This is a genomic window from Cyclobacteriaceae bacterium (assembly GCA_025808415.1).
Lineage (GTDB): Bacteria > Bacteroidota > Bacteroidia > Cytophagales > Cyclobacteriaceae > UBA2336.
The window spans coordinates 3,117,458-3,130,432 of the sequence record CP075525.1 but is presented as its reverse complement, the minus strand read 5'-3'; the positions used below and the strand labels follow the sequence as shown (position 1 = coordinate 3,130,432).

The window sequence follows — 12,975 nt, the reverse complement described above, 5'->3', positions numbered from 1 at the left end:
TTTTGTTTTTCACACAATAACAATCTGCCAAAACAGCTATACGGCCACTCAAATCTTTTCCTAACTTGAACTGTAACTAAATGGATGGGAAGATGTACTAATCTTCATGATTCTGTATCATTAATAAGTAGAGACAATTAAACCCCAAATCACTTGAAACGAAGAGACTTTATTTATTTAACCGGCATGGGTGCTGCGGCCACCGTGCTTCCGGGTATACCCGTGATGGGAAACCCCATTGCCTGGCAGCAGGCGCTTGAACCTGTTGACCCTGCACTAAAAAAGCGCATGGCCGATTTGGCCTTAAATGCCGCCCGCAGTAAAGGAGCCACCTATACGGATGTCCGCATTGGTCGCTACCTGAATCAGTTTATCATTACCCGTGAAGACAAGGTTCAAAACATTGTTAACACCGAATCGTTTGGCATGGGCATTCGGGTAATATCCAACGGAAGCTGGGGCTTTGCCGCAACCGACAAGTTGGATAACGATAGTATTGCCAAAACAGCGGAGCTGGCAGTTGCCATTGCGAAAGAAAACTCACGATTGTTGATCGACCCTGTTCAACTGGCCCCGCAAAAAGGTTTGGGTGAAGTGAGTTGGAAGGCACCCATCGAGAAAAATGCTTTTGAAGTTCCCATCAAAGAAAAAGTTGATCTTCTTTTAAATGTGAATGATGCAGCTTTAAAAGAAGGCGCCAGCTACATTAACTCATTTATGTTCATTGTAAATGAGCAAAAATATTTTGCATCCACCGATGGTTCCTATATCGATCAGGATGTTCACCGCATATGGCCTACATTCTTTATTACTAAGATTGATGCCGCCACGGGCAAGTTCGATACACGAAATTCCCTGAGCTCACCTATGGGCATGGGGTACGAGTACCTGTATGCAAGGCCGCTGGATAAAATCCAAGGCCAAACAGTCTTATATAAAGATCGTTACGACATGATTGAAGACGCAAGGTTAGGTGCTCAGCAAGTTGGTGAAAAATTGAAAGCCAAATCGGTTGAAGCAGGTAAGTATGATTTAATCCTTGATCCTTCACACCTGTGGTTAACGATTCACGAATCTGTAGGCCACCCTTCCGAACTTGACCGTGTGCTGGGTTATGAAGCCAACTATGCCGGCACAAGTTTTCTTACCTTGGATAAGTGGCAATCAAAGAAATTCAATTTCGGCAGCCCTATTGTGAATTTGTTTGCTGATAAAACACAGGTAGGTTCACTTGGCGCAGTAGGTTATGACGATGAAGGTGTGCCGTGCAAGCGCTGGGATATTATCAAAGACGGTATCCTGGTGAACTATCAAGCCATCCGTGACCAGGCGCATATTCTTGGACTGAGTGAATCGCAAGGATGTTGCTATGCGGATAATTGGAGCAGCGTTCAATTCCAGCGCATGCCTAATGTGTCGCTTCAGGCCGGTAAGGATGGAAAGACCGTTGAAGATCTGATCAAAGGAGTTGAAAAAGGAATTTACATTATTGGCGATGGTTCGTTCTCTATCGATCAGCAGCGTTATAACTTCCAGTTTGGGGGTCAGCTATTCTATGAAATAAAGAATGGAAAAATTGAAGGCATGCTGCGTGATGTGGCCTACCAGGCCAACACCCAGGATTTCTGGAATGCCTGCACCGGCATAGCTGATGAGCGGGATTATCGTTTAGGTGGTTCGTTCTTTGATGGTAAGGGACAACCCGGACAGATCAGTGCTGTGTCGCACGGATCATCCACTGCACGCTTTAATGGCGTTAACGTAATCAATACATCACGAAATATCGGATAATATTATGCCTATACTTACGAAAGACGAAGCCAAGGCTTTATTGAAAAAAATACTAAGCTATTCAAAGGCTGATGAGTGCGAAGTAAATCTAACCGGCACCGATAATGGCAATGTTCGCTATGCGCGAAATGCTGTATCGACCAGCGGCCGCATCAGTCAAACGCAAATTGTTGTTTCCAGCGCATACGGAAAAAAATCAGGTGTTGCCACCATCAATGAATTGGATGATGCATCACTTAAAAAAGTAGTGAGACGCTCGGAAGAACTTGCTCAGCTTGCACCCGAAAATCCGGAGTATGTTCCGTTTTTAGGGCCGCAGCAATACAAGGAATCACAAACCTTTGTGCCGGCCACCGCTCAGATCACCCCGAAGCAGCGCACCGATATGGTTGCGCAAAGCCTTCAGGTAGCGAAAGATGCCAAAGCGGTAGCTGCAGGTTTCCTGGAAGACTCCACAGGCTTTTCGGCCATGATGAATTCAAAAGGACTTTTTGCGTATAACACCTTTACCAATGTTGCTTTTAATGTGACCGTTCGTACCGAAGATGGTCGTGGGTCAGGCTATGCTACACGTGGCTACAATGATGTCACCAAACTCGATACAAAAAAGGCCACACAAATCGCAACGGAGAAAGCGGTGAAGTCGGCTGACGCCAAAGCCATCGAGCCGGGCAAGTACACGGTGATATTGGAACCTGCAGCCGTAGCTGTTTTGTTGGAGCGCATCCTGTTTGGTATGGATGCACGCCAGGCTGATGAAGGCAGAAGCTATTTAAGCAAAGCCGGTGGACAAACCCGATTGGGTGAAAAACTGGTGGATGAACGGGTAAACATCTATTCCGATCCGCAACATCCAGAGTTGCCAACATCAACCTGGAGTGGTGACGGACTACCACAAGAAAAAATTTCGTGGATTGAAAAAGGTGTGGTGAAAAACCTGATCTACTCGCGCTACTGGGCTGAGCAAAAAGGTGCGAAAGCTGTTCCATTCCCCGGAGGCATCATTATGCAAGGGGGAACAAAATCGTTGGAGGATTTGATCAAGGGTACCAAGAAAGGGATTTTGGTTACACGACTTTGGTATATCCGTGATGTGGATCCGCAGTCCTTGCTTTTAACCGGCTTGACCCGCGATGGTACCTTCTATATTGAGAATGGAAAAATAAAGCATCCCATTAAAAATCTGCGCTTTAATGAAAGCCCGGTGATCATGCTCAACAACCTGGAAGAGTTGGGCAAAGCGGAACGTACGGTAAGTGTTGAATCGGAATTGAACTATGTTCTTCCACCGTTAAAGATTCGCGACTTTACGTTTACCAGTTTGTCGGATGCGGTTTAGCAGTTAATTAACTCACCGGCCATTTTGTTATGTTGTTTGATAACCAAATGGTCGGTGAATTTTCCGTTCGAATAATTTACAGGTAACCATTGAATCATAACCTGCAAATTGCGTTCACAAATCTATGCGCAGTTCCGATAAATTCTTCTTCACCCGCCTTCAGTACGATTCCGGTGACTGGGATGTGGATCAGCGCATGCCATCGAATTTATTGAACTCACTTATTGAGTATACAACCTTACCGGTGGATACCCGGGAAAACATTGTTCCGTTAAGCAGTGCGGATATTTTCCGATGTCCGTTCTGTTACCTGAGTGGCCATAAGCTGGTGGAGTTCACCGCCCAGGAGCGGGAGAATTTTGAAAAATATGTGCGCAATGGTGGGTTTGTGTTTGTGGATGATTGCAACCATGACATTGACGGATTATTCGCCAAGTCGTTTGAATCGCAAATGGAGCGTATCTTCGGATCGCAGGCGTTGAAAAAGATACCCAACAACCATGCTATCTATTCTTCCTTCTTTAAGTTTGATGGGCCACCCACAACTTCGCAGGAGTTAAACGGCTGGGGCGATGACCTGGTGCACGATTACCTGAAGGCCATTGAAATAAACGGCAGGATGGGAGTATTGTACAGCAATAAGGATTACGGTTGTGAATGGGATTATGATTTCAGGAACAAACGATTTTATAAAATTGATAATACCCGGTTTAGCGTAAACATTGTGATGTACGCGCTATTACGATAAGAATAATAAACTATGACAACAGATTTAAAAGCTACGGAGCAATCAGTAAATGAAATCATCGGCAAGCTTGCTGAATTGAAGAAAGAAATTAGGAAGGTAATTGTGGGTCAGGAAGAGACGATCGATCAGTTGTTGATTACGTTTCTCGCGGGCGGTCATGGATTGCTGGAAGGTGTTCCGGGTTTGGCCAAAACGTTAATGATCCGCACCTTGTCAGAAGCGATTGATTTAAAATTCAGACGCATCCAGTTCACACCCGACCTGATGCCTTCAGATATTATCGGTACGGAGATACTGGAAGAGGATCATTCTACCGGTAAGCGTTTCTTCAAGTTTAACCAAGGCCCCATTTTCGCCAACATACTTTTGGCGGATGAAATCAACCGTACTTCACCCAAAACGCAATCGGCTTTGCTGGAAGCCATGCAGGAGTTTGCCGTTACCTATGGCGGCATGACGTATCCACTGGAAAAACCTTTCTTCATTCTCGCCACGCAAAACCCTATTGAGCAAGCCGGAACATTTCCATTGCCTGAAGCCCAGTTGGATCGCTTTCTATTATATATTAAAGTGAGTTACCCAACGGCTGAGGAAGAACGCTCGGTTTTGGAGAATACAACCAGCAGCAGAAATGTTGTTATTAAAAAGGTTCTTGACGGATCAAAAATCCTGGAAGCACAGGCACTGGTTCGTGAAGTGCACATCAACCCCGACCTGATTGATTTAGTCAACCGTTTGGTACGGGCTACACGACCCGGTGAAAATTCCGACAGCTATGTAAAAGAGTGGGTTCGATGGGGTGCTGGTCCACGGGCCGGTCAAGCCATGATCTTAACGGCTAAGGCACGTGCGTTGCTTCAAGGACGTTTTGCTGTAACGCAGGATGACATCCGCCATGTAGCTTTTCCGGTATTACGCCATCGTATTCTCATGAATTTTAAAGCGGAGGCTGAAGGTGTAACACCAGATCAGGTAACGGAGAAATTATTTCAAACTGCCATAGTGGCTCCTGCTAACCGCATTTAATGCATGCATGCCCAGGTCAAATCATTACTGAAACCTGAAATACTCAACACGGTTAATGGGCTGGAGTTGATTGCACGGATTATTGTAGAGGGCTTTATGAGCGGAAGCAACAAAAGCCAGTCGGTTGGTGCCGGGCAGGAATTCAGTCAGTATAGAAATTATGAGCCCGGTGATGACCTGCGCCAGCTTGACTGGAAAATGTATGCACGGTCGGAGCGTTATTTTATCAAGCAAGCCGATATCGAAACCAACATCACCGTAAAGTTTATGCTTGATGCCAGTAATTCCATGGCGTATATGGAGGATGGAGTTTCAAAACTTCAGTTTGCCAAAGTAATGATTGCGGCATTGGCCTACCTGGCGCGAAAGCAAAGCGATACGTTTGGTTTGTATACCGTGAATGAACATAACATCAGCGTGGTTCAACCCCGTTTTGAGCAGCAGCAGTTTATGCGGTTTTTGAATGAACTGGTGAAAGTAAAAAGTGAAGGCACCTGGAAAAAGGGAAATGGCCTGGAATTGTTGTATGATCATCATGGTAAGGAAATGATTCTTTTCTTTACGGATCTGTATGATGAACAAGAGGATTTGTTTCGCTTTATCTCAAGGTTAAAAACTCCACGCAACGAGGTGATTGTTTTTCATATTCTGGGCAAACACGAACGTGATTTTGATTTTGAAGGGTCGTTTACGTTTGAAGATCTGGAGAGCAATGTTCGGGTGAAGGCCGATACAACGATTCAGCGGAAAGAATATACAGAAAGGGTTGGAGGCTGGATAAAACAATCAAGAGCGTGGATGCTGGAGAAGCATATCAACTACCAGTTGGTGGTGATGAATGATCCGATTGAGCAAACGCTTCGTGATTTTTTGAAGATTCGTAAAATTATTAACCGATAACGTGTCGTTCCTGAATCCGATATGGTTGTGGGGTTTAACCGGACTGTTGATTCCGGTAGCCATTCATTTGCTGAGCCGCAAGGAAGGTAATGTGATCAGGCTGGGAAGTGTGCGCCATATTATGGATTCCGCATCAGCAAGGTTTAGCAGCATACGATTAAATGAAATCTGGTTGCTGTTGATCCGGTGTCTGCTGTTGCTGTTCATCATTCTCTTGTTAAGCGGACTTTACTTTTCTTCTGAATCACGCAACAGTAAAAAATGGATTTTGGTAGAGAAGGGTCTTGAGCGTGATACTGATTTTATGCCCTTGGTGGACAGCTTACAGGACCAGGGTTTTGAATTACGCTATTTGTATGAAGGATTTCCGGTGGTGGATGATGACCTTGAATTAAATGGTAATATCAATTATTGGTTGTTAGCCCAGGCGTTGCAGGCAGAATCTGTTGAGCGGGCTGTTGTCCTGTCCAATAACTACCTGAAGAATTTTACCGGCCAAAGAATTAATCTTCCAGATAATATCCGGTGGATAACGAAAAGTCCGACTCAACATGAGTTTGAATTGGCTTCTATTGATATTGGTGAATTTGAATGGAAGCGCACCGGATCATCGAGCGGTTTAAAGACCCAATTCTCAACGCAAATTTTGGAGAGTAGTAAGGCCACCGTTAAAGCAGATACACTATCCATTATACTGGTCAGCGAAATCGGATTTGAATACGATAAAAAAATTATGCTGGCTGCTTTGCAAGCCATTCAGCAAACTGCTCCATTTATTTTTATCAATAGCGATGTTACCATTAGCGAATATAGTCCAACACATAAAACAGATTGGGTAATCTGGTTGTCCGATCGAAAGCCTGAAGTCCACGATGTATCAATGATCGCATACAACACAGCTGAAATTTTCAATGACCAAGTATTGTTTGAACAAGTCACTCCAACTTACTGGAGATTGAATACCCGATTGAATGAAGGAGTAGCGTTGAATTCACATTTAACAATCAGGCTTTCAGAAATTTTACTTCCGGTAGAAATGTTTGTGGGAAGATTGGAAGAGAATGACAGACGCACGCTACCTGAGCAAGCTGCCTGGTCATCGTTAAATCCGGTTAGTGATAGGAAAACCGCAAGTGTTTCCGAAAATCTGAATATGTATTGGATGGTGCTTATATGCTTCACTCTGATTATCGAACGGTTATTGGCCTTAAAAAGAAATCAATGAAAGCCATAGATGCACCAAATTATCTGAAAAGGATGAGGCTTCGGTACCTGTGGCTGAGGCTGGGTGAATCGGTATTGTGGGCTGTGGCAACCATGGTATTGATTTTTTCAGTCGGTTTGGTGATGTCTTTAAATATTGAATGGACTGTTTTCATTGCAACAAGTATCGGCATGGTGGTGTTCATCGGTCGTTGCCTTGTGCTAGGAATATTTTCTGTTAGTGATAATCGATTAACGTACTTCATCAATCAGCACTATCCGCAACTAGAAGAGAGCGCTGATCTGCTTTTAGCACAAAAGATGGATCTCACTCCACTTCAGCAGTTGCAAAGGCAGATTGTGTTGGCACGTTTCGAAGACCTTTCAACACAAATCAAGCTGCCGCATAAGTTGAAGCAGGCTTCATTTACCCTTGTCATCGCTGCAGTTCTTTATGTTGGATTATCATCTTTTGTTGAGCAGAAGGATCCTTTAACAATTAATCAACTCGTGAAGTCAGGCAAGGAACAGATTGTAGCAGAACTTCCTGCATCAATCAAAAAGGTATCCATCAGTATTGCGCCACCATCCTATACCAACTTATCAAAGCGTGTTGTTACCGATGTAAATCTTGAAGTGGTGGAAGGAAGCCAGGTTCAATGGAGTATTCAATTTGATGGAAATATTCAGAATGCTTTCTTACTGTTTTCAGATAATGACAGTATCGCGTTAAAACAGGTGAACAATGATTATGCTGGAGGGCATTACTTCATCCGCTCCGGATTTTATCAAATCGGTTGGCGGGAAGCTGACGAAGCTGTCAAGTACTCTGATTACTACAAGATTGAAGTCACCAAGGATTATCCACCGGTAATTACCGTGAATAATGTTCAGCAGTTTATTGTGCTTACGCAAAATGATAAACTCTCCGTTAATGTAAATGCTTTGCTTACGGATGATTATGGACTAAAGGAAGCCCACATTATTGCCACTGTGAGCAAGGGCAGCGGTGAGTCGGTAAAATTCAGAGAGGAAAAATTATTGTTTACTGCCCCCGAAAAAGTAGTAGGCAAGCAGTTTAAAGCATACCGTTTGATTGATTTGAAAAAGCTTGGATTGGAGCCTGGTGATGAATTATACTACTACATTGAAGCCATCGATAATAAAATGCCTGCGCCTAACCGTAGTCGAACCGATACCTACTTTGTTTCTTTGCAGGATACTGCAAGTGATGTTTCGTTTTCCGATGGAGGTTTGGGTGTTGATTTAATGCCTGAATACTTTCGGAGCCAGCGACAGATCATAATCGACTCGGAGAAATTGTTGGCTGAAAAGAAAAAGACCAGCAAGCAGGATTTCAATTCAAGAAGTAATGAATTAGGCTATGATCAGAAAGTGCTGAGGCTTCGTTATGGTCAGTTTTTAGGCGAGGAGTTTGAATCGGGTATTGGTATTCAACAGAATTTTGCAGAGGAAGATGATGATCATGATCACGATGATGAAAATATTGCTGAAAAGTATGGGCATGTTCATGATAAGGAGAATGAACATAACCACGTACAGGCAAAAACCGAAACGCCACAGCCTAAGCACCAACATCATCATACTGATCCGAACAAAGAGGAAAGTCCATTGGATGCTTTTCTTCATGCCCACGACAGCGATGAAGAAGCCACCTTTTTTGCCCAGTCTATTAAAATGAAACTAAAGGCCGCTATTACTGTGATGTGGGATGCAGAACTTCATTTAAGGTTATATGATCCTGAAAAATCACTCCCGTACCAATACAAAGCATTGAACCTGTTAAAGGAAATCAGTCAGGACTCCAGGATTTATGTTCACCGCGTGGGGTTTGATCCGCCACCGTTGAAAGAAGAAAAGCGATTAACGGGCGATTTAAGTGAGTTGAGAAACTCAACCTATCACTATGAGCTTATTAGACAAGCAAATTACCCTTCCATTAGGACTGCGTTATCTGTTATTCAGCAAAGGATTGATGACCCAAAGTCAAAGTTTTCACCATCCGACAAGCAGGTATTCTTGAAAGCCGGACAGGAGTTATCCGTTGTGGCGTTACAAAATCCGAAATACATCGAACAGCTTTCTTTACTAAAAGCACTTGCAGAGAATGAGCTGACAGCGCCTGAGCGAAAGTTAATCCTGATAAAACTCCAAAAAGCATTCTGGGAAATTTTACCGTTGGCGCCACGCGCGGCTGGCAAAGAGGCTTCAGCCCGGCATGCACTCGATCAGCAATTTATCAAAAACCTTGAAGCCCTGGGGAACCAATAGTATATGGTTTTTTTTAATCCGATAGTTTCCGTGTGGATGGTGCTTGTAGCTTTGGTTTTAGTAACCAGCATTTTACTTATGATGGAGTGGGTGCGAAAGCTTCGGTATACAGCGCTTCGCTTATCAGCAGTCGTTCTATTGGGTTTGGCGCTGGCGGGTTTATTTCTCAGGCCAGGTTATTATTCAAGTCAGTCCAGCGAAATCATTTTGCTAACCCCCGGATATCAACCTGCAGTAGTGGATAGCCTGTTGCGACAAAATCCAAGCGCGAAATTGATGCATCTTCAGCAAGCCAAACCCTACCGCAATTCTGAACTGCTCGAATCCTATTCTCAACTTCATTTCAATCACAATGAAATCCGTTATGTGGTAGGTCAGGGTTTGCCCGTTCATGCCCTGGATGCGATTAAAAAGAAAGGTTTTGTATTCATGGCAAGCGAACCACCTGATGGGATTGTTGAAATAGCAGTAAGTCAACCTGTGTACCCACACCAGGATAATTTTGTAAGCGGTGTATTTAAAAACCCGCCACCCGAAACCTGGATCCTTTTAGATGGACCAGGTGGTGTGGAAGATTCGGTATTTCTTGAAGATTCGGGATATAGCCACTTTAAACTTTCCTTTAAACCAAAGCAGGAGGGGCACATTTTGTATTCGATCAGTACAAAAACAAAAGGAACATTATCCTTGCCCGAAAAATTACCCATCCATGTTTGCCAACCCGATACCCTTTCAATCCTTTTTGTGCGGGATTATCCCACCTTTGAAACGCAGTACCTTAAGAATTTTCTGGCGAAGCAGCACCATAAGCTAACCCTGCGGTACCGGTTGTCGCAAAGTATGTATCAGTTTGAATATGCTAATACGGGTTTCCGTCCGGTAAATAATCTTTCGCCTGAAATATTGGGTCAGTTTGATGTTTTGGTTATCGATGGCGAATCGCTGCAACGGTTGTCAAAGTCGGAGGCGGCAGCGGTGGATGAATCAATAAATAAAGGTTTGGGCATCCTGGTGTTATCACCAACCAATCGGATTGATACTAGATTATTTCCCTTTGCACAGTCGGTTGTTAAAACTGACACGGCCGTTACTACCATTAACAATAAAAGTCTAAACCTGCCGGCATTGGCACAAAGGGTTAAAAAGGAACCGGGTGTAACATCCGTTATCGAAAACCAGTCCGGACTACTCTCCGGTTACCGGTATAAAGGATTCGGCAAGATTGGTTTTCAGTTTTTGAAAGAGACTTACCGTTTGATCCTTAGCGGTGATTCCGTAGCCTATAGTCATATATGGATGCCCTTGTTGAATGGAATTTCCCGCGCAAAGAATTATGATGGTAAAATCATTGTCGAGAGCCCATTCCCCGTTTATCCTGACAATCCGGTATCGGTAAAATTGATTTCAAGGGATGACGATGTTCAGCTTGAAGTGGATAGTATTTCATGGCCTTTACAGGAGGATGTTATTATCGATAATGTGTGGTCGGCTAAACTATGGGCGGGTGAACCCGGTTGGCACTCACTGGCCACCGCATCCGGTAACAAGGAGTTTTACTATGTCTCTGCGCCTGGTGAATGGCAGTCGGTGGCACTCACTAATCAGATTAAAGCCAACATATGGGAATCCAGTAACAAGGAAGAGAATGGTAGACAAGATGACTTAGTCAGGAAAGAGTTTAATCCCTTGATCTTTTTTCTTTTGTTTCTGCTGAGTGCCGGATTTCTTTGGCTGGTGCCTAAGCTGTAGCAGGAAGTTACCGGCATCGTTTATCTTTGCCCCGGTTTAAAATCATCATCCCGTGTACTTTCAATACCCGCTCGAACTCATAGGTACTTTCTTCTTTGCCATCTCCGGGGCTTTGGCCATGCAGGATAAAGACCACGACTGGTTTGCTGCCGGTTTCACAGGGTTTATAACAGCCATTGGTGGAGGTACCATCCGCGATATGATGCTGGGAAGTTATCCACTGGTGTGGATTGGAGATATAAACTTCCTGTATGCCGTGCTGGCGGGCGTAGTCATGGCTATTATTTTCTTCCGGTTGTTCATCAGGCTGCGCAGAACATTTCTACTGTTCGACACCTTGGGGATTTCTTTCTTCACCATTCTGGGTGTTGAAAAGGCCATGAGTCTGGGTGTTAGGCCTGAGATTGCCGCCATCATGGGCATGTTTACGGCTGTGATGGGTGGGGTAATCCGCGACACACTGGCCAATGAATTGCCCGTAATCTTCCGTAAGGAAATTTATGCTACGGCTTGCCTGGCAGGGGCTATTGTTTACCTGGTGCTTGATATCCATACTCCGCTGGAGCGCAACTACAACCTGCTGATCTCCATTTCAGTCATCATCCTTATCCGGTTGTTGGCGGTCAAATTCAAGCTTGCATTACCGGGCTTCAGAAAAGTTCGGTAAGACTATCAACACTCAGGAATGAGAAGTCTCGGTACTCATATGTTGGACCGGAGCAGATGAACTCGCTAACTCCCGTTAGGCAGAATTTTATATTTCTGAAAAAAAATTAGCCATTTCTATTTATTTATCGTTTACTTTTGCATTAGCGTTAAACTTAAAACTAACTGCATGATTTTTATCTAGCGTTTCTAACCTAACCACTAAGAAAGAAATTGAAAACACCGATCACCACAGTAAGAGCAGCCAAGGCCGCTTTTCAACTCCCCAGAACAATTCTGTTCTCAACACCAGCCTGTATGGTGACCAGGCGATGCCGACCCGCGCGCTTTGTGCGTATTTGATACCGTAAGCCCGATTTTATTGGCAACCACATACCTGTGTAGCACAGGATGTGCACTGGCGTAATACTACGTCCCCCTTTTTTAAATTTTTGAAAACAACGTCTGAAGCATCACAGGTGTATGCAGACTTAATCCATATCGTTACGATCAATGGAAAATAACAACATCATCGTCAGGCTGGCCACAGCAGACGACAAACATTACGCACAAACCATCACCTCGGAGATGGAAGAATCCGCGAAAGCGCGTGGAACCGGTATTGCCAAACGTTCGCCCGAGTACATCGAGAAGAAGATGGACGAGGGCAAAGCCGTTATTGCACTGACTACCGAGGGTACATGGGTGGGCTTTTGCTACATTGAAGCCTGGCAACACGATAAGTATGTGGCCAACTCTGGACTGATCGTGTCACCACCCTTTCGGAAAAGCGGAGTGGCTACCGACATTAAGCGCAAGATTTTTGAGTTGTCGAGGCAGAAGTACCCCGAGTCGAAAATATTTGGCCTCACCACAGGATTGGCTGTGATGAAGATCAACTCTGATCTTGGTTACGAGCCGGTAACCTATTCGGAACTCACAACGGATGAAGAATTCTGGAAGGGCTGCAGGAGTTGTGTGAACTTTGAAATACTGATGAGCAAGAACCGCACAAACTGCATGTGCACGGCTATGCTATTCGACCCTGCTGAAGCGGCAGTGAAGGTTCAGGCGACACAGCCAGTGAAGTCACAAACGCTGGTGACGGCTGAAGGTAAATTGAAAAAGAAGCGCAAGCGCAGGTTTAAAGGTAACTTTAAGCTGTTTGAGCGTTGGGTTAAGTTCAAGCAGTTTGTGCTGTTGCGTTCGCGGAACAAGAACAACGGCTCGGGTAACGGAGAACCTAAAAAGAATTCTATTTTAAGTTTTTTCTTTTGGTAAG

At 44.3% G+C, this 12,975-nt stretch carries 10 protein-coding genes; all 10 read left to right on the top strand.

Annotated elements, in window-relative coordinates:
* The first annotated feature begins 153 nt into the window (after positions 1-153).
* On the top strand, positions 154-1,791 hold the full coding sequence (locus KIT51_13910) for a TldD/PmbA family protein (protein ID UYN85954.1): 1,638 nt from the start codon (positions 154-156) through the stop codon (positions 1,789-1,791).
* A 1-nt stretch (position 1,792) separates the two neighbouring features.
* Positions 1,793-3,130, top strand: coding sequence for a TldD/PmbA family protein (locus tag KIT51_13905; protein ID UYN88595.1), 1,338 nt, complete (start codon positions 1,793-1,795; stop codon positions 3,128-3,130).
* A 124-nt stretch (positions 3,131-3,254) separates the two neighbouring features.
* Entirely contained in the window at positions 3,255-3,878 is a 624-nt protein-coding gene (locus KIT51_13900) for a DUF4159 domain-containing protein (protein ID UYN85953.1), read from the top strand.
* Between the two features lie 12 nt (positions 3,879-3,890).
* Entirely contained in the window at positions 3,891-4,904 is a 1,014-nt protein-coding gene (locus tag KIT51_13895) for a MoxR family ATPase (protein UYN85952.1), read from the top strand.
* 3 nt (positions 4,905-4,907) lie between these two features.
* On the top strand, positions 4,908-5,804 hold the full coding sequence (locus KIT51_13890) for a DUF58 domain-containing protein (GenBank protein UYN85951.1): 897 nt from the start codon (positions 4,908-4,910) through the stop codon (positions 5,802-5,804).
* Between the two features lies 1 nt (position 5,805).
* Positions 5,806-7,029 carry a BatA domain-containing protein gene (locus KIT51_13885; GenBank protein ID UYN85950.1) on the top strand — a complete coding sequence of 408 codons (1,224 nt, stop codon included), beginning with the start codon at positions 5,806-5,808 and terminating at the stop codon, positions 7,027-7,029.
* Positions 7,026-9,299 carry a hypothetical protein gene (locus KIT51_13880; GenBank protein UYN85949.1) on the top strand — a complete coding sequence of 758 codons (2,274 nt, stop codon included), beginning with the start codon at positions 7,026-7,028 and terminating at the stop codon, positions 9,297-9,299. Before KIT51_13885 ends, KIT51_13880 begins: the two co-directional genes overlap by 4 nt.
* A 3-nt stretch (positions 9,300-9,302) precedes the next feature.
* Positions 9,303-11,048, top strand: coding sequence for a hypothetical protein (locus KIT51_13875; protein ID UYN85948.1), 1,746 nt, complete (start codon positions 9,303-9,305; stop codon positions 11,046-11,048).
* A gap of 52 nt (positions 11,049-11,100) precedes the next feature.
* The gene (locus KIT51_13870) at positions 11,101-11,715 is read left to right on the top strand and encodes a trimeric intracellular cation channel family protein (GenBank protein UYN85947.1); all 615 of its coding nucleotides are present in this window, start codon (positions 11,101-11,103) and stop codon (positions 11,713-11,715) included.
* 491 nt (positions 11,716-12,206) lie between these two features.
* On the top strand, positions 12,207-12,974 hold the full coding sequence (locus tag KIT51_13865; GenBank protein UYN85946.1) for a GNAT family N-acetyltransferase: 768 nt from the start codon (positions 12,207-12,209) through the stop codon (positions 12,972-12,974).
* Position 12,975 lies beyond the last annotated feature (1 nt).